10 protein-coding genes and 1 tRNA gene are annotated in these 18,940 nt (G+C 42.9%); 5 read left to right on the top strand and 6 right to left on the bottom strand.

Annotated elements, in window-relative coordinates; translation table 11 throughout:
- Positions 1-110: 110 nt before the first annotated feature.
- Complete coding sequence (locus HMPREF9304_RS03670; RefSeq protein WP_036926534.1) at positions 111-884, top strand: tRNA threonylcarbamoyladenosine dehydratase; 774 nt, start codon at positions 111-113, stop codon at positions 882-884.
- Here the strand turns inward: HMPREF9304_RS03670 and HMPREF9304_RS03665 are convergent.
- Genes HMPREF9304_RS03665 through HMPREF9304_RS03655 form a run of 3 tightly spaced genes read right to left on the bottom strand, consistent with a single transcriptional unit; the run spans position 881 to position 8,338 of the window.
- Positions 881-1,747 (bottom strand): 4-hydroxy-3-methylbut-2-enyl diphosphate reductase, encoded by an 867-nt coding sequence (locus HMPREF9304_RS03665; RefSeq protein ID WP_036926533.1) that lies wholly within the window; start codon positions 1,745-1,747, stop codon positions 881-883. The genes HMPREF9304_RS03670 and HMPREF9304_RS03665 overlap by 4 nt on opposite strands.
- Positions 1,748-1,751: 4 nt before the next feature.
- Positions 1,752-2,816 carry a DUF1573 domain-containing protein gene (locus tag HMPREF9304_RS03660; protein WP_036926531.1) on the bottom strand — a complete coding sequence of 355 codons (1,065 nt, stop codon included), beginning with the start codon at positions 2,814-2,816 and terminating at the stop codon, positions 1,752-1,754.
- Entirely contained in the window at positions 2,813-8,338 is a 5,526-nt protein-coding gene (locus HMPREF9304_RS03655; RefSeq protein WP_036926529.1) for an alpha-2-macroglobulin family protein, read from the bottom strand. The genes HMPREF9304_RS03660 and HMPREF9304_RS03655 overlap by 4 nt, the downstream gene beginning before the upstream one ends.
- 841 nt (positions 8,339-9,179) lie before the next feature.
- Between HMPREF9304_RS03655 and HMPREF9304_RS03650 the strand changes: the two genes are divergently transcribed.
- From HMPREF9304_RS03650 to clpB, 3 genes are all read left to right on the top strand, one after another.
- Positions 9,180-9,530, top strand: a complete 351-nt coding sequence (locus tag HMPREF9304_RS03650; protein ID WP_028900797.1) for a type II toxin-antitoxin system RelE/ParE family toxin — start codon at positions 9,180-9,182, stop codon at positions 9,528-9,530.
- Positions 9,530-9,823: a helix-turn-helix domain-containing protein gene (locus HMPREF9304_RS03645; protein ID WP_036926562.1), complete on the top strand. Its 294-nt coding sequence runs from the start codon at positions 9,530-9,532 to the stop codon at positions 9,821-9,823. Before HMPREF9304_RS03650 ends, HMPREF9304_RS03645 begins: the two co-directional genes overlap by 1 nt.
- A 123-nt stretch (positions 9,824-9,946) precedes the next feature.
- Positions 9,947-12,538, top strand: a complete 2,592-nt coding sequence (gene clpB, locus HMPREF9304_RS03640) for an ATP-dependent chaperone ClpB (RefSeq protein WP_036926527.1) — start codon at positions 9,947-9,949, stop codon at positions 12,536-12,538.
- A 129-nt stretch (positions 12,539-12,667) separates the two neighbouring features.
- On the opposite strand, the gene HMPREF9304_RS03635 is transcribed toward clpB, so the two are convergent.
- Complete coding sequence (locus HMPREF9304_RS03635) at positions 12,668-14,806, bottom strand: M6 family metalloprotease domain-containing protein (RefSeq protein ID WP_036926524.1); 2,139 nt, start codon at positions 14,804-14,806, stop codon at positions 12,668-12,670.
- A 218-nt stretch (positions 14,807-15,024) separates the two neighbouring features.
- Here HMPREF9304_RS03635 and HMPREF9304_RS03630 point away from each other — a divergent pair, with 218 nt between their 5' ends.
- Complete coding sequence (locus HMPREF9304_RS03630; RefSeq protein ID WP_036926519.1) at positions 15,025-17,019, top strand: OPT family oligopeptide transporter; 1,995 nt, start codon at positions 15,025-15,027, stop codon at positions 17,017-17,019.
- Positions 17,020-17,287: 268 nt separating this feature from the next.
- Here the strand turns inward: HMPREF9304_RS03630 and HMPREF9304_RS03625 are convergent.
- Both HMPREF9304_RS03625 and spt read right to left on the bottom strand, forming a co-directional pair.
- Positions 17,288-17,361: transfer RNA gene (locus tag HMPREF9304_RS03625), tRNA-Pro, on the bottom strand.
- Positions 17,362-17,651: 290 nt separating this feature from the next.
- Positions 17,652-18,839: a serine palmitoyltransferase gene (gene spt, locus HMPREF9304_RS03620; RefSeq protein ID WP_036926559.1), complete on the bottom strand. Its 1,188-nt coding sequence runs from the start codon at positions 18,837-18,839 to the stop codon at positions 17,652-17,654.
- Between the last annotated feature and the right edge of the window lie 101 nt (positions 18,840-18,940).

Below are 18,940 nucleotides of genomic sequence, written 5' to 3'. Positions count from 1 at the left end.
GTAATTTCAACTCATATCGTAGCAACTATACACGGTGCTATTGATGCAAAGTTAGCCAAAAAGTGCGATATTTTCATTAACTTTGCGCACTGATTGCAAAAAAACACGTGATGGAAAATGAATTTACCCGTACGGAAATGCTGTTTGGAAGCTCTGCCATAGAAACGCTGAAGCACTCACACGTTGCGGTCTTTGGTGTAGGAGGAGTGGGTAGTTACGTTGTTGAAGTACTGGCAAGGAGCGGTGTGGGCGAACTGACATTAGTAGACAACGATGAAGTGAGTATCTCTAATCTCAACAGACAGTTGGTGGCATTGCACTCCACCTTAGGACAAAAGAAGGTAGCGGTGGCTCGCCAACGCATTTTAGACATCAATCCCAGCTGTAAAGTGCATACCTGTAGCCTGTTTTATCTGCCAGAGACGGCAGAACAAGTAGACTTGTCCGCCTGTGATTATGTCGTAGATTGCATTGACACCATGGCGGCTAAAATAGAATTGGTGAAGCAGTGTCATCAGCTACAGCTGCCCATCATAGCCAGTATGGGAGCTGCCAACAAGATAGACCCCACCCAATTCAAGGTAGCAGACATCAGCAAAACGGCAATGGACCCATTGGCAAAGGTACTAAGAAAGAAGCTCCGAAAAATGGGCATTACACACCTTAAAGTGGTTTACAGCGAGGAGCCACCTCGCAAGCCCTTTGAAATAGAGTCGACAGCAACATCTACCTCACCTCTCGAAGAAACGGTAAAATCACCTACCACCAACCAAAAACGAACGACACCTGCCAGCAATGCCTTTGTACCTGCAACGGCAGGACTGATTTTAGGGGGCGAGGTGGTAAAGGATTTGATACGACTGAAGAGCGCAACCTCTGATTAACAGTCCTGTAAATGAGCAAGGATGTGGTCGCGACATTTCTCCATGAGCCACTTTGGCGTACTGGTGGCGCCACATATCCCAATGGTCTGCACACCCTGAAGCCAGTTGAAATCTATCTCATCTACATCCTCTATTTGATAACTATTGGGATTTACACGCTTACACTCCATGTACAACACTCGTCCATTGGAGCTCTTGCGTCCACTCACAAACAGAATTAAATCATGCTTCGATGCAAAGTTTGCAATGTTGGGCATTCGATTAGCTACCTGTCGGCAAATGGTGTCAAAGCTTCGGAAAGAAGCAGTAGAGGCTATATGATTTTGGATATAACTAATAATTCTATGAAACTCATCGAGACTTTTCGTTGTTTGAGAATACAGATAAATATCCCGTGAAAAGTCCAACTGCTTGACATCTTCAAAATTTTCAATGATAATAGCCTTGTTCTGCGTTTGCCCTACGAGTCCCAACACTTCTGCATGCCCATTTTTTCCAAAGATAACAATCTGTGCATCCTGATGCGTATCAAACTGTTTCTTGATGCGACGCTGCAACGCTAACACCACAGGACAGGTCGCATCAATAATCTCTATGTTGTTTTTCTTTGCCAATGCGTACGTCTCTGGAGGCTCTCCATGGGCGCGCAACAACACTTTTGCATTGTGAAGATTTTGCAACTCTTGATGAGTAATGGTCTCTAAGCCCTGCTCATGCAGCCGTTTCACCTCCATGCCATTGTGCACTATATCGCCCAGACAATATAAGGTTTCTCCTTTTTCCAATTCTTCCTGTGCTTTCTGTATCGCTGTTGTCACCCCAAAACAGAAGCCACTCCCACTGTCTATCTCTATCTGAATCATCACACTACTTCTCCACTTCAATGTCAATAATCACCTTTGGCTGGTCGGGGTCATTGGTAATCATAAGAATACGAGGCTTGCTACGCACCTTTTTCAACTCTTCTTCTACCACTGTTACCTTGAGTTTAGCAATCTTACCCGGCTCTATTCGTGATTTATTCATAGCAACTTTTATACCGCCAGTGAACATCTGAAGTCGCTCTATCTCTAAGGTTGCTCGCCCCATATTTTGAATCAAGATTCTTCCAGACTGCTTTCTCTTATTACCAAAGTTCCCCAAATGGAGGGTTGTTGCCGAAAGTTGCATTTTTGGCATAGCTATTCGAGCCTGTTCGCCAGCGTCCTTGAAGTCGGGCAAGAGTACTGCAGAGACTGTCAGCTCTTTGGTGGGAGCCACTTTATCACCAGGAACAAAGCCCAAATAAATACCTGTCTGCGTAAGTCCATAATCACGTATCTTCCTCGAATCGAGGGTAATGGTGGCGACACCAGCATGTCCCGGTGCCAATCGCGACGGTGACATTTCTGCTTGTAGATAAGAAGGAAGGTGCATCAGTACAGGTTCTGCCATCTCGTTTGTGGTGTTTTTAATATGAATTTTGATTTGAGGACGGTCACCACGGTTCACATCATCAAACTCAATGTTATTAACATCAGTCTGGAGTTCACCGAGATGAAAAGGATAATCTCCTACAAAATCAACAATTTCTTCCACAACCTTGCCTCTCAATCTCAAGAGGTAGGGTTGGGTGGAGGCATTGCTAAGGAGTGCTATTTGCTTTTGGAAAGTTCCCAACAACTTGCTATCATACACCACTTTAATAGTGGCTGATGTCTGTGGAGCTATCGGTTTGCGTGGATAGTCCACAGTAGTACATCCACAATCGGTCATCACTTTATTAATCAACAAATCCTGATGCCCAGTATTCTTAATCTCATATTCAGCGGTAACTGGATGCTTAAAGATGATTTGTCCACAATCTATGACTTCATTTACTGCCCTTATCTGCTGTCCATGAGCAAGGACAGGCAGCGCAAGGAATGTCAATCCAATAATTAATCTATTCATTTTTCGCTTATTTTCAATGTCTGACCTGCAGCTCTTCCATTAAAATCAGGACTGTACGCACATTGAATGGTACAAATTCCTGTTTGGTATGTGCCGGCTCTATCTATAAAATATTCTGTTTCTATCACATGCTTCCCTTTGCTAAGCTGATCAAAATAATACGAGGTCACATTATCTTTGGGCGCATAGTAATACCCCCAAGCATACCCACTTCTTTGATGTAGAGGTTCAAGGCAGGCAGCACGCTTATCTTGTAGTTGTACAAAATCGTAATCACGATTGGCTTCTACAACCAATCTCACAGTCACTCTATCGCCGACTTTGAAAGTTTGTACGGGTTTACCATCACGCAACAGCGTGCGTGTCACCTTGAGTCCAGAGGATTGGTCAACCACTTCGGTCGACTTTTGCATAAACTGAGCATAGACAGCTCCCCAAGATGCACCAACTGACGTTTTGTCTATCGTTAGTTGTCGCATATCTTTTCCTGTCTTAGCTGTCTTCACATAGCCCAATCCTGCTGTGGCATTCGGCATTTCAAGCAGTTGTCCATTGAGTTGAAAGCAATCGGATTGAGAGCCTATTGTTAGTTTTTGCGTCTGTCCATGCAAGAAAGCATAAACAGCATTGACACTGTTTATCGGAGTATCCCATGCTTGCGTACGCTTGGACTGTAATAACCAGCGTTGCATCTCCTCAATGCTGGGGTCGTTAGGCTTTAAGAGCTTCATCGCTTCAATAGCGGCTACTTGTGTAGGAATGCGATAGCTGAACCAAGAATAGTTGGCACGTGGCGCATCAAAATATCGTCCCATCTCCTCGGTGTACACCGTATATTCCTGTATACTCTGCAAATATTCATTGGCTTTGGCTTGTTTTCCGTAAATCGAAAGTATCACTGCCGTTCTGGCTTTACCATAGATAGACAAGACTGTGGGCTGTTGGCTGAGCAAGTTCACCATATAGTTTATATTTCCATTGCTACGTTTATCCAACAACGCATACGTGTAGAGACAGTTACAAGCAAACTCTGAAGGGAATAAATCTTTCTCTCCTTTCGCCTGTCTTGCTTTCAATTCAGCGACCTCTTCGCTCAATTTTCTATCCAAAAAGCGCAACGAGGAGGCTATCATGGACTGCGTAGAGGTCTGATGACCGATGAGTGTATTCAACCGAGCGAGCGTCATTACAACAGCGACTGTCATGTAGCGACTGCCCGACATGCCTTTCCACCAGCTGAAAGAACCATCTGTATTTTGCAATTTAGATAGTTTTTGAAGCAACGAAGTTAAACGGTAAGACATCATATTGCTATCGAAGAACTCAACCAGTTGCTGTTGTTGGTAGGTCTCATTCTGTGCATTCATCACCCAAGGAGTTTCGTTCAAGAGTACCGTCTTGAGTTCTTTGTTCTTTTCTAAAGCACTGGTCAACGACGTTTCCTTACCCTTTTCCTGCTTCCATAATTTAACAACAGATTGTAGTTGTGGTACTTCGTTAAACAAATGTTGCCCAATGCTATTGGCATAATAAGCCGCCACTAAACTCATGGCATTGTCATCGTCTATATTTTCCATGTTGGGAAGTGCCTGAACCATTAACCATGCTGGCTGTTGGGTATATTCTACGGTTAGCAAGTTGCGGTCATCGTGAGTAGGAAAGAGCTTTTGCAAATCAATGGTCTTCACCCCTTTGTCATGCAAGGTAAAAGGTACGGTGGTAGTAACCCATTCGTCATCGGTCAGAATAGGTAAATAATGTTGCTCCCCGTCACTGTAGTTCTTACCCTTAGCCGTAAAGCGTACAACGAGTAGAGACAACTTCGGATGCGCTTTCAACAGTTGAACCATATCGATAGAGAAGGTAACGACATCAGTTGCCTCGGGCTGCAAGTCATATGACTTTTGTTGGGTAAACACCACTTTCTCGGTAGCTGGGTCAACAAGTTCAATACATGCCGTTCCTGTTTCAATGCGTTGAGAGGTACTCATCACACGTGCCGAAAGGGTAAGCTGGTCACCCTTGCGTACGAAACGAGGCATATTAGGCTGAATCATGACCTTTTTCTGCGCAACAGTTTCGTCCATTAAGAAGCCATGGTGCATCTCCTCATCGTGAGCTAACCCCATGAATTGCCAAGTTGTTACACTCTCTGGCAACGTAAACTTCAAACTTACTTGTCCCTTGTCATCAGCAATCAGGGCAGGAAAGAAGAAAGCCGTTTCATTAAAGTTCTCACGAATAGCGGGTTGAGCATTCGACTTTGTCGGAGAATCCACTTGCGATGCGGGCATTGCTTCTTTCTGTTTTAGTTGTAAAGACTTGTCATCATGAGCCCCATCCACACTCATTGTCTCATCGCTGAACGCTTCTGCCTTGGACATGGCATTTAGTTTACTAAGTGCCCGCGTCCTGACACCGCCTCCATAGCCAATTGTAACAACTTCATCACTCTGTCCAAAACCAGCAAACACATCGTCAAAATAAGTAAAGTTGATAGGCCTTTCGCGCAATGGTGTAAACGGTGCATCGCCATAAAGCATTGCATTTTCAATGTTAGGCTTTTCCCAAAAGGTAGTAGCCCATGCTGGTTGATACGGAATGTAGTATCTCCATGCGTGTTCCTTGATTTCTTGAAGCGTTTTATCGAACAGTACTGCCATGAGTTGTGCTTTGGCAGGCTTGCCATTAGGAGTTTTTATTTGTAAAGTCCATGTTTCTTTTTGTCCTGGTGTGAGTCGGTTGCGGAAGGTCTTCCACGTCAACATCAGCCGTTTATCTGGTTGAGGCTTCGCAATGAGTTGCCTATGCGTGTAGCATTTTCCATTCTTCACCCAAGCGTAATTCAATAGCAGTCCGTCGGCATATTGTGACTGGTACTTCAACTTTTTCTTGATGATTTGGTTGCTCATAGCCAAACTTCCACTCTCAATCACACGATCGCCAGCAATGAAAGAATAAACCACATGCACATTGGTATCCGAAGAACCCAACATCAGTTGCACAGGTTTACCATCATTAGGGAATGTTGTTTGGGTGATATAGAAGAAGTCAGAAGTCTTAAAGGCAGGTTTCTTATCGTCCAACGAGAATGTATAGAAGGTATGGCGCAATGTATCCTGTCCGCAAACCGCCATTAAATGATGTTCACCAGAGGATAGCTTTTCCAATCCATGGAGCGTAGGTTGATTGGCTTTTACATGATACGATTTACCGTCAATCGTGTAATGAACGTCTCCATCAATGGCTACTCCCATGCTGTTAAGATAGCTAAAAGTCATCGGTTTGATGCTATCCGTGCGACTTAGCTTTGTCAAATCACACAAAAACGTCGTAGGTTTGTCGCTCAACATCAAGGCGTTTTCGGCATGATGGGTTTCTCCTGCTCCATCGGTTACATCCACTTTAGTCAAGAACGAATAATGTTGAGGTGCTTGGTTGCTCTTTTCGGGCAGTATCAAGGGGACATTGATGATAAATTTTCCGCTGTTATCGGTTGCCAAGGTATCAATGTCTATCGTAACGTTTTGTGTTCTGTCCCTCATTTCGAAGTATCTCCAAAGCATTGGCGAGCGTGTAATCGTGTATTTCACTTGCGCTCCTGCAACAGGAATACCAGCAAAACTCTTCACATGTCCTGCCAACCTCACCGTATCGCCCTCTTGATATTTCATTGAAATAGTATCAAATTCAACATAAAAAGTGGGACGCTTATATTCCTCTACCGACAACGACGCATAGGCATCTCTTCCCTGATTAGAGCGCAAAGAATATGTGCCAGTGAGTCCCGTTGAAGGTAACACAAAGTCTGCCACAGCCGTACCGTACTCATCGGTCGTCACTTTTTGCACGCCCACCTCTTTATAATTAGCATCTCTCAAGGTCAAAGTGAGCGTTTGATGCGTTGCAACGGTAGTCTCCTTACCATTGATTAAACGATAAGCAATAGCCGAAGCGTGCACCGTTTGACCTGGTCTATAGATGCTACGATCAGTAAACAGGTGCACATATAGAGCGTCTGATTTCTTCTCTTTAGGGAAAAATCCATAACCATTGAGGTATGTCATCGCACATGCCTTGTCGCTTTGAGTATAAGGATAAGCATAGTACATTCTGTTCTCTTTTATTGTCACTGTCACTTCGCCTTCCTGATTGCAAGTATAGACCTGCTGCTTATATGCTCTTCCGCTTTGCTCATCTTTTCTCAGTTGTATCTTGGCACCTGGCAATGGCTGCCCAGTAGTAGCACTCACCGCAACCATTCGCAATTGATGATGAGGCAAAGACTGAGACAAGAGGTACACATCACTGACACGGAGCAATGCTCGTTGTGGCTTTATCGTCTTATTATCGGTCGTCAATTCAACCAGATAAACACCAACAGGCAGTCCCTTGATACTCATGGTGTCACGCACCATCTGATAATCGGGCATCCCAACATATTGCTTACTGGTTGTGTAGACTGGCGTCTTGGCATCGATATGCGGTCGCAAACGTGCATAATCACGGGCGTCATTAGGGTCTAACTGGGTGTCTCCATTTACATTCACTCGCCACACCGACATGTTCAATTGTTGGATATTGCAAAGTTGCAAGACAACTACCTGCCGTTCCTGATGAGGAATTGCCACCGCATCGCCGAGTGACACATGGAAAGTGGGCAAGGTAAGCCGTGTTTTGGCATTGCGAAGAATGTTGATTCTTGGCCAAGCACCCCATTTCATCAACGCATAATTGATATATTGTATCTTTTGTTCTGCGCTGATATCCTCTGCCTCTTCTATACATTGATAACGTTCAATTGCCACTTCGCCAGCCTCTGTCAGGTCTTTATACACAGCTATTAACGAGTCTAATTTCTGAATATATTTCGACTTTTTAGCTTGCAAAACGTCCGAACGATATTTTTCTCTCAAGTCATACAACGCCGTTATACAGGCGGCTGGTCGATTGTCATGCGATAGATAATACTGATGAAGGAGGTCATAGCGTTGTGCTTCAAAGCCCAATACATGCAATAAGTCATGATTAAAAATCTTACTGTCTACGCCCGAAACCGTAAAAGGTTCGTATGTTGCCGACTTATAGGAAGCCAACAACGCAGGCTCTGCCAACGACTGTTTGAAGTATTGCTCACTCAACGTGACACTGTTGTCACCCAAAGTAAGATTTTCTGCGTATAGCTGACCCAACGCCGACTGATACACAGCTGCCAAAACACGATCTTTGAGCTCTGCTTGGCGTAGTCGCTCTTTGAGTTTAGTCAACTCGACAGTTGTCGAATCGGGCGAAATTTGTGTAGCTATCAGTCCGTGTAAAAACGATGCCTTCAAGAGGTGACCGTATTTTTGTTCCGTTTCTGCCTTCTTGATAATCTGCTCCAGCACATGGAGTGAAGTTTTGGGAAGGTCTTTTTTTTCTGCCTGCTCGTACTTTTTCCAAAGAACAGCGAAATTATCTGCTTTCATAGGAGAGGATATTAGTACCAATACCACAACCCATAAGGTAATCAATCTATTCATAACCTGATATTTTATAGATGTACATCGAGCTGGTGAATCCACCAATTCTTCTTTTCTATTTCAAAAGAAGACTACTCTCTACTATATGCAAATGTACATAAAATTTGTGATTTATAAGTCTGTGGGATAAAGAAAATACTTTTTTATTTCGCAAGCGACACGGCTCTTTGGCTTTAGGAAGGTGGTGAATGATAAATTGGTTGTTGCAACAAAATCCCTTTAACGCAAAAGCTGCGTCTCTTAATCATTATTTGTTTGGATAAAAGCAACGGTTGCATTTTGTCCTGTTATTTTACCAAAAATCGACCATCTAAAATCTTCGAAATAGAAAAAAATAATAGGCAAACGATAGACAAAAATGGCTTGATTTTACCAAAAAAGAGGTCTTTTCAAGCTAAAACAATGACTTTACGGTCTTGGAAACATACAATAGAGGTGTTGTGAACATGCTTCAGCAGCCTTAAAGCATGCAAATTGTTAGCTTAACTCAATGCTTCAGCCGCCAAGAAAAAGTAAAAAAGAGAAGAAAAAGACAAGACAAAGGTATAACGTTTTCAATGACAACCGATTACAAACTTCGCTCATAACTTGCGTATTTGCGACCAACTTTGTCGTTGGTTGTTTACATGCGAGTTCTGAGAGGCACTTTGTAAAGATAATTCAGCATTTATTATCTTTTCATTCTGCATAATATCAACCTTACAAATGCTGTTTTTGGGAACAGTTTTTCGTTGTAAAATTCTATCTTTCGATGAAAGAATTGTGAAGACGGAAAGCAGCCATTAACTTGAAAATGTCCTTAAAATTTGCATATATGTAATTTATAAGTTACCTTTGCGATATAAAATACAGACAAGTTGTTGCATATAAAACATACTTTGATGAATTTTTTAAGGACCAAAATGAGAAAGTTCAGAAGAAAATCATTAAGGTACTTGATATTGTGGAGCAAATAGAGCGTATTCCACAAAACTACCTTAAATATATCGAGGGTACGAATGGCTTGTTTGAAATACGCATACAGTTGGGCAATAACATCTTTCGCATCTTTTGTATTTTTGATGGAAACCAACTTGTAGTCTTGCTAAGTGGCTTTCAAAAGAAAACACAAAAGACGCCAAAGTACGAAATAAAACGTGCTGTAAAAATAATGAACGACTATTATAACGATAAAAAGGAGGTAACGAAATGATGAATAATCTAAAATCACTTGACAATATAAAGGATCAATATTATGGTGCTGTTGGCACGCCTAAGCGTGATGATTTAGAGCGCGAATTAGAATCTTTGCGTATAGGATTGAAAATAAGGGAAGCTCGTGAGCACCTTAATATGACGCAGGAGCAATTAGCCAATCGGATTAATAAGAAACGCTCCTTTATATCTAAGGTGGAAAGTAATGGTGAAAATATAACATTAAAAACACTTTTTGATGTGGTAGAACGTGGGTTAGGTGGAAAGCTAAATATCGAAGTTTCTTTCTAATAGCGGAGTAAAGGAGACAAATAGTCATACAAAACTGTCATTATGACATCCTTTTATAACAGGCATAACTTTTGAATCCAATCTAAGGAAAAACGAAATTACAAAAAGAAAGGAACACAAGATATGACATTTGACAAATTTACAATTAAAGCACAAGAGACGGTTCAAGAGGCTTTGCGCATTGCAGAACAAGCAGGACAGCAAAGCATAGAGCCAGTACACTTGTTACAAGGGTTGCTAACCAAGGGGAAAGAGGTAACCAACTTTATTTTTCAGAAGTTAGGTGTCAATCCCTCACAGATACAGCAGCTTGTGCAAAGTGAAATAGCCCACTTACCCAAAGTGAGTGGCGGACAACCTTACTTTAGCAATGATACCGATAAAGTGCTACAAACAACGGTAGACCTCTCACAAAGTATGGGTGACCAGTTTGTTGGGTTAGAACCATTATTGTTAGCATTGCTCACAGTAACTACAACAGCCAGCAGGATTTTGAAAGATGCTGGATGTACAGAAAAAGAGATGCGTAAAGCCATCGAGGAACTCAGAAAGGGTGAAAAGATTCAAACGCAAAGTGGAGACGAGAACTACCAAGCCTTGGAGAAGTATGCCAAAAACTTGGTGAACGACGCACGGGCAGGAAAGTTGGACCCTGTAATTGGTCGTGATGAAGAGATTAGACGAGTGTTACAGATTCTAAGTCGGCGTACCAAGAACAACCCTATATTGATAGGAGAACCAGGTACTGGTAAGACAGCCATAGTAGAAGGTTTGGCTGCCCGCATTGTTCGAGGCGATGTACCCGAGAACTTAAAGAACAAACAACTGTACTCTTTGGACATGGGTGCATTGGTAGCAGGTGCCAAGTACAAAGGTGAGTTTGAGGAACGACTGAAGAGCGTCATTAAAGAAGTTACACATGCCAATGGTGACATCATTCTTTTCATAGACGAGATTCATACCTTGGTAGGTGCAGGGGGTGGAGAAGGTGCAATGGATGCAGCTAACATCTTAAAGCCAGCCTTAGCTCGAGGTGAGCTACGTGCCATAGGAGCCACGACACTGAACGAATATCAGAAGTATTTCGAGAAAGACAAGGCATTGGAACGTCGTTTCCAAACCGTATTGGTAGAAGAGCCTGATGAGTTAAGCTCTATCTCTATCTTACGTGGACTAAAGGAGCGTTATGAGAATCACCACAAAGTAAGAATTCAAGACGATGCTTGTATTGCGGCAGTTCAGTTGTCTGAGCGATACATCAGCGACCGTTTCTTGCCTGACAAAGCTATTGATTTGATGGACGAAGCGGCAGCTAAGCTGCGCATGGAGCGCGACTCATTGCCCGAGGAGCTGGATGAGATGACTCGTAAGTTGAAGCAGTTGGAGATTGAACGCGAAGCAATCAAACGCGAAAACGACGAGGTGAAGATTAAACAGCTGGACAAGGAGATAGCCGAACTTAAAGAACAAGAACAATCGTTCCGTGCAAAATGGGAAAGCGAAAAGAACTTGGTCAACAAGATTCAGCAAGACAAACAAGAGATAGAACACTTAAAGTTTGAAGCCGATCGTGCCGAACGCGAGGGAAACTACGAACGAGTAGCCGAGATTAGGTATGGAAAACTACAGAGTTTGCAAGCCGATATTGAGAATATCAAGCAACAACTCAAGGCAACTCAAGGTGGTGAAGGCATGGTGAGAGAAGAGGTAACAGCCGATGATATTGCCGAAGTAGTAAGCCGATGGACTGGAATACCCGTTACAAGGATGCTGCAAAGCGAGAAAGACAAGCTGTTGCACTTAGAGAATGAGTTGCATCGACGGGTGATAGGACAAGATGAAGCCATTGTAGCTGTTAGTGATGCGGTACGAAGGAGTAGAGCTGGATTGCAAGATCCCAAACGTCCGATAGCATCGTTCATCTTCTTAGGTACAACAGGTGTGGGTAAGACCGAGTTGGCAAAGGCGTTGGCAGAATATCTATTCAACGACGAGAGCATGATGACACGTATTGATATGAGTGAATATCAAGAAAAGTTTAGTGTGTCAAGACTTATCGGTGCGCCTCCTGGATATGTAGGTTATGACGAAGGTGGACAGCTCACAGAAGCCGTGAGACGCAAACCCTATAGCGTTGTGCTATTTGACGAGATAGAGAAAGCGCATCCAGACGTCTTTAATATCTTATTACAAGTATTGGACGATGGTAGACTAACGGACAACAAAGGACGTACAGTGAACTTCAAGAACACCATTATCATCATGACTTCTAACTTGGGGAGCCAGTATATCCAACAACAAATGCAGGATATGACACCCCTCAATCGAGAAGAGAAACTTGAGCATACAAAGCTTGAGGTGATGAATATGCTTAAAAAGACAATTCGTCCAGAGTTCTTGAATAGAATTGACGAAACTATTATGTTCTTGCCATTGACCAAGCATGAGATTGCGGACGTGGTAGAGTTACAAATGAATGCCGTAAAACATATGTTGCAAACTCAAGGCTTTAGTCTTGAATGGACGCAAGGAGCTATTGATTATCTCTGTGACAAAGGCTACAATCCAGAGTTTGGAGCGCGTCCTGTAAAACGTGCCATCCAACGATATGTACTCAACGACTTATCTAAAAAGCTATTAGCTGGTAAGGTAATGAACAATCGTCCTATTAAGATTGATGGAACACCTGATGGACTTACGTTTAGCAATTCATAAACTACAACAAAGAACAAGCACCTAAACTCCTCGGTATAGAGGGGTTATGGTAAACCTATATGTAAAAAAGAGCGGACTACAAACCGCTCTTTTTTGCGTTTTATCTCTATGGGCAGACCTGCTGAAAGTTCACTTGAGTATTTTTCTTCCATTGATGACGTATATTCCTTGTGGCAATGTTGACAAATCATCTCCCACATATTGTCCATGCAGATTATAAATACGATGGGTGCATGGGGACGGATAAATTGTAGAAAAAGATTGAATACCATTGGTTGTGGAGCGTGGACCCACTACCTTTACATCATCAAGAAAAAGCCTACGATCGGGGACAAACTTAATCACCGTTGCTCCCTTTCCCTCAAAAGGAGCAGAGATAGTAGTCCATGCATCCGTTTGAAGCGGGAAACTATCAAGCAACTTTTCGTTGATATACACATCCACAGAATTTCCGTCATTACCAAAAGGAGCTGCTACGAAAATCAAAGTATCGGTTCCAATAGCCATAAAAGAGGGAGAAAAAACAATTCCTACTCCGTTTTTTGCTAAACCAAATCTTGCACATCTATCGCCACCATAAGCCGCACCAGAGAGTACTGTCCACCCTTGTACATCTGGTAAATACTGAGATCTTTGAGTAGCTACTCGCCCACGAAAGCCTCCTGAGTTCCCTCCTGTGCCATGACATTGATTAAAAGTCTCGTGAAATAGAACACCATCTGGCAATGGAGCGGCAGTATCATCCGCAGTACGAGTTCCAACACTCAACTGAAAGGAAACTGTCCCATTGGTATGACGCTGAATGTTTGTGAGGTTTTTATTCATCAGCATACTACCTTGCGCATTGGCATGAAAGAGATTGGCAGCTGGTTGCGAAGTTGAAGTGAGACAGTTGTTACCTTTATAAGGATAAGGGTCGCCTGCCACCTCTGCTGAATGAAACATTCCCAAGCTGGTAAGGTATCGATCAGAGTCGTCGGCATGAAAGATAGTGCATCGTTGGTGGCTATTATCTGTATTTACTTCGTTGTCGCTCCATGCCTGAGCGTCATAGTCAACATGAAGAACAAGTAGTCCCTCACCATCCAAATACGCATCCCATTTGGTCTTTGCCCTGTTTTCTAACAGATAATATTCATTGAGGTGTCCATCATTATATAAGATATAACTCTCTCCTCCTTCGCTCAATGGCTTGACGTTTTGTACCAACGTGTCCTTTGTGAGCTTGTGAGGAGTCATCCAACCACAAAACATTCGCTCATAACTTGTATAACCTGCGGGTACAAATGCGTTACCGTTGTATGCTCCTTGGTCCATAATATCCCAAGTACACATGCCATAATTTTCTTGATTTACAGTGTCGTACATGTCGGGAAGACCCAATAAATGAGAGAATTCATGACAGATAGTGCCGATACCATCTATCTGGTGAGCACCTATCAATTCGGCACTACAAGCATAAGGACGAATAGTAACCCCGTCCAAAGTTAGGACATCGTTGGTGGAGGAAAGTTCGGATTGATGTGGCCAAATGGTTTGAGGGTCTGTTTTGTACGTTGTATTTTCGCCCTGACCTGCATATAAGATGTAAACAGCATCGACCTCTCCGTCATGATTCCAATCATAATCGGCAAAATCAACTTGCACATCAACGGCTCTGCACGCTTCTTTCACCATTTCCTCGGGACGAATATCCTCTCCAGCTTTATTATTTGCACCGTAATAGGCATAGGGATGGGACAGATTGATAGGTCCTTTTACGTCAAAAGCCAAATCAAAAAGTCCATTACTTTGAGCCTTGAAATAATCTTTTACACTGCCCTTAAAACCAAGTTTATGCTGAAAATTGGGCGTGTTACAAATGTTTTCATAAAGAAGAGGCGTATGCTGAGGAAGAAATTGTTTGTCTGGAAATTGCACTAAAAGCAGCAACGCCTTTTTTATTTGTGGTTTGTTTTCCTGTAATATCTTAGCAGTAACCAATCTTCTATGACGCCTAACCTGATTTATTTGACTTCGAGTGACAGCAGCGGTACGCTTTAGATTCGCTAAATATAATGCTTCAAAGCCGCCCAAAACAGGATTATAAATGTATTGCTGTCCATCTTCTGCCTGCATATAGTGAAGATATTCGTCGCCAACAAGCGTTGCCAAAACCTCACGTCCATCCGTTAAACGAATCGTCGTATATCCCTTTCGCTTTGCAGGAATAGCATTTACACAAAGCGTCATACAGAGAATGAGGAGAAAAACAAAAGCTCGCTTCATCGTATTTCAAAATAGTAACAAACTTATTAAATGGACTTCATAGTAAAAGCCAAGGTTGGTAAAATTCGTATTGACGTCATTCAACTACAGCCTTTCTTGTCACAAAGATAAATAAAATGAACCATTGTATGAATAAAAATGAACAGAAAAGCTGCATTATCGTTTTGAATCTTCATTGATTTAACGTATCTTTGCAATCACAAACACAACTATTTCTTATGGAAAACAAACTAAAAGAGTCGGTAGAATTACCTGACAACGCTTTCAGAGAACTGAAAGAAGGAGAAGAGTATCAACCTGTGATGAACCCAAAACAAGTATATCCCGAAGTAAATGCTTGGTCAGTGACATGGGGTATCGTAATGGCAATGCTGTTTTCAGCAGCAGCTGCGTATCTTGGGTTAAAGGTAGGACAAGTTTTTGAAGCTGCCATTCCTATTGCAATTATTGCCGTGGGCGTGTCTACCGCTACCAAACGAAACAAAGCACTGGGTGAGAATGTCATCATACAGAGTATCGGCGCTTGCTCTGGAGCAGTGGTAGCGGGAGCTATCTTCACACTGCCAGCCATTTACATCCTACAGGCAAAGTATCCTGAGATGAGTGCTTCGTTCCTCAAAATATTTATGAGTTCGGCTTTGGGTGGCATTATTGGCATCTTATTCCTCATCCCTTTCCGTAAGTATTTTGTTAGTGATATGCATGGAAAGTATCCCTTTCCTGAAGCTACGGCTACAACACAAGTGCTCGTTAGTGGTGCGAAAGGAGGCGCACAAGCTAAACCTTTGCTCGTTGCAGGATTGGTTGGTGGCGTGTATGACTTTATTGTTGCTACGTTTGGATGGTGGAATGAAAACTTCACCTCACGTGTCATGGGCTGGGGCGAACAAGTGGCAGACCAGGCAAAGCTTGTCTTCAAGGTCAATACTGGTGCCGCTGTCATGGGATTAGGCTACATCATTGGACTCAAATATACCTTTATTATCTGTCTTGGATCATTTGCTATCTGGTGGCTTATCGTGCCAGGACTCTCCTTATTCTTCGGCGATACCATTCTTAACATTGGTGGAACGGTTGTTTCGATGCCTGTAGGAGAGATGTCACCAGAAACCATATTTGCCACTTATGGCAAGAGCATCGGTATCGGTGGCATTGCTATGGCTGGCATTATTGGCATTATTAAGAGTTGGGGAATTATTAAGAGTGCCGTCGGATTGGCAGTTCAAGAGATGAAAGGCAAGGACAATAGTAAGAAAGAAGAAATACGTACCAGGCGTGACATCTCGTTCAAAGTCATCGCCATAGGGTCAATCGCTGCCATTGTCATTACCTTCTTGTTCTTCCTCTTCGGTGTTATGAACACCTTTACCCATGCGCTCGTTGCCATTCTCTTGGTTGCTGGTATTGCTTTTTTGTTCACTACGGTAGCAGCAAATGCCATAGCTATTGTTGGAAGTAACCCCGTATCGGGCATGACTTTGATGACTTTAATCCTTGCCAGTGTTGTAATGGTTGCCGTAGGACTTAATGGTCCTGAAGGTATGTTGGCAGCCCTCATCATGGGAGGCGTGGTATGTACTGCACTATCCATGGCTGGTGCCTTTGTTACTGACTTAAAGATTGGATATTGGTTGGGTACGACACCTGCAAAACAAGAAACATGGAAATTCCTTGGAACATTGGTAAGTGCTGCCACCGTGGGCGGAGTAATGATGCTGTTAAATCAAACTTACGGCTTTGACCCTGAACAACAAGGCCACTTAGTTGCTCCACAAGCCAACGCCATGGCTGCTGTAATAGAGCCAATGATGAACGGTGCTGGTGCTCCATGGTTGCTTTATGGCATAGGTGCATTGATTGCAGTTGTGCTTACTCTCGTGAAGATTCCCGCATTACCTTTTGCCTTGGGTATGTTTATACCATTAGAACTCAACATTCCTTTACTCATTGGTGGTATCATTCACTGGTTTGTCACCTCTCGCAGCAAAGACAAACAAGCCAATAAGGCACGAGGTGAGAAAGGAACCCTGCTTGCCAGTGGCTTCATTGCAGGTGGAGCATTAATGGGAGTGGTCAGTGCATTGCTCCGATTTACGGGATACAATCCTATCAATTCCGAATGGTTGGCGAACCCATTATCGCAACTACTGTCACTTGCTGCCTACTTGCTCTTGATTAGCTACTTTATCATGGCTACGCGAGTAAAGAAATAAATTACCCTTTGGATAGCTGCCAAAAGATAAAAACACAACATTTGGCACATACAACTAACAGCTCATGGCACACCACTTTCAGGATTTGATAAAGGTGTGAACATGAGCTGTTATTTTGATACGCTATCGCTATAAGAAACGCAAAAAGCTACTGACCATTTCATCACGTCATCACAAAGGTTGTTAGAGTATGGGTTGGCGCGACTGTGAGATGTCTCACCTAAAAACAAAAAGCCCACTGTATGTATCATACAATGGACTCTCATTGTCGGGGCGACAGGATTCGAACCTGCGACCGCCTGTTCCCAAAACAGGAGCGCTACCGGGCTGCGCTACACCCCGCTTGCCTTTCATTTCTGAATTGCGAGTGCAAAGGTAATAGATTATTTCTGATTACCAAAACATTTTAATGTTTATTTTTCAATTTATTGCACTAATATCACTGGCATCATCATGCACTACCTTATTAACTAACGACCTTGAGAAACAATACATGCAAGGCATGGACAAAAACAGAAAGCCCTCATCCAATCAATCTCGATGCAGATAAGGACTTTCTGATATCAACTGTGTTGTGCGTCATTCAATCACTATTTGAATTACAACGCACAAACGATGAGATTTAGCGATGACTATGCTATAATGCCCTGTTGTTGGAAAACTTTTTTAAGGACTTGCACACCCCGTTCAACCTGTTCAATGGTGTGTGTCGCCATGAGTGCAAAGCGCACTAAAGTGTCTTGTGGAGCACAAGCAGGAGGTATTACTGGATTGATGAACACGCCATGATCGAAAGCCAACTTTGTCACCATAAACGTTTTATCAATATCGTGTACATATAATGGAATGATAGGACTTTCTGTATCACCTATCTCAAAACCCTCTTCCTTAAATCGACGTAACGCATAGCGAGTTACCTCCCATAGCTTCTCTATACGCTCAGGTTCGGCTTGCAAGATATGCAATGCCTTTTGAGCGGCAGCTGTTGCGGCAGGTGTGTCCGAAGCACTAAAGATGTAAGTGCGACAGGTATGCCGCAAAAAGTTAATCGTATCTTTGTCTCCTGCGATAAAGCCACCGATAGAAGCAAGACTTTTTGAGAATGTTCCCATGATTAGATCGACATCGTTGGTCAATCCAAAATGGTCGCAAACGCCTCTACCTTGCTTGCCAAACACGCCCACGCCATGCGCCTCATCCACCATGACAGAACAGTTATACTTTTTCTTTAAGCGAATGATTTCGGGCAAATTAGCCAAATCTCCCTCCATAGAGAACACTCCATCTACCACAATCAACTTCACCGCCTCGTGTGGAAGTTTCTGGAGAATGCGTTCCAAATCTTGCATGTCGTTATGCTTGTAGCGCAATGGTGTAGCAAAAGACAGACGACGCCCATCTACAATACTGGCATGGTCTCGGTCATCACAAATCATATAGTCGTTTCTTCCCACTACCACAGCCAACACTCCTTGGTTGACAGAAAAACCAGTAGGGAAACAAAGCGCATCTTCCTTACCCACAAACGTAGCCAACTCTTTTTCTAATTGCACATGCAAATCTAATGTTCCATTGAGGAATCGACTACCTGCACAGCCCGATCCGTATTTCTCCAACGCAGCCTTAGCAGCCGCAATAACACGGTCGTCGCCCGTTAAACCAGTATAGGCATTCGAACCAAACATCAAAACTCGATGGCCGCCCATTTCTACTTCGGTTCCTTGTTTGCTGGTTATCTCTCTAAAATAGGGATACACTCCAGCCTCAATATATTTTTGCGGTTCACGATAGTGTTGGTAACGTTCTTGTAATTGTCCCATTTTCTTCAATTCTTTTTCCTTATTTTAATAATCAGAATGCAAAGATATAAATAATTAACTGATTTTGTCCTTTTTACAACCATATATGTTTGTTTTTATGT

This window comes from Hoylesella timonensis S9-PR14 (assembly GCF_000762405.1).
In the GTDB taxonomy this organism is placed as follows: Bacteria; Bacteroidota; Bacteroidia; order Bacteroidales; family Bacteroidaceae; genus Prevotella; species Prevotella timonensis_A.
The sequence above is the reverse complement of the archived record's forward strand: the minus strand, read 5'-3'. Positions and strand labels throughout refer to the sequence as shown.

Excerpts from the sequence above, each read along its gene's own strand:
- HMPREF9304_RS03670 (WP_036926534.1), top strand. The coding sequence starts at position 111 with ATGGAAAATGAATTTACCCGTACGGAAATGCTGTTTGGAAGCTCTGCC.
- HMPREF9304_RS03665 (WP_036926533.1), bottom strand. The coding sequence starts at position 1,747 with ATGATTCAGATAGAGATAGACAGTGGGAGTGGCTTCTGTTTTGGGGTG.
- HMPREF9304_RS03660 (WP_036926531.1), bottom strand. The coding sequence starts at position 2,816 with ATGAATAGATTAATTATTGGATTGACATTCCTTGCGCTGCCTGTCCTT.
- HMPREF9304_RS03655 (WP_036926529.1), bottom strand. The coding sequence starts at position 8,338 with ATGAATAGATTGATTACCTTATGGGTTGTGGTATTGGTACTAATATCC.
- HMPREF9304_RS03645 (WP_036926562.1), top strand. The coding sequence starts at position 9,530 with ATGAATAATCTAAAATCACTTGACAATATAAAGGATCAATATTATGGT.
- clpB (WP_036926527.1), top strand. The coding sequence starts at position 9,947 with ATGACATTTGACAAATTTACAATTAAAGCACAAGAGACGGTTCAAGAG.
- HMPREF9304_RS03635 (WP_036926524.1), bottom strand. The coding sequence starts at position 14,806 with ATGAAGCGAGCTTTTGTTTTTCTCCTCATTCTCTGTATGACGCTTTGT.
- HMPREF9304_RS03630 (WP_036926519.1), top strand. The coding sequence starts at position 15,025 with ATGGAAAACAAACTAAAAGAGTCGGTAGAATTACCTGACAACGCTTTC.
- spt (WP_036926559.1), bottom strand. The coding sequence starts at position 18,839 with ATGGGACAATTACAAGAACGTTACCAACACTATCGTGAACCGCAAAAA.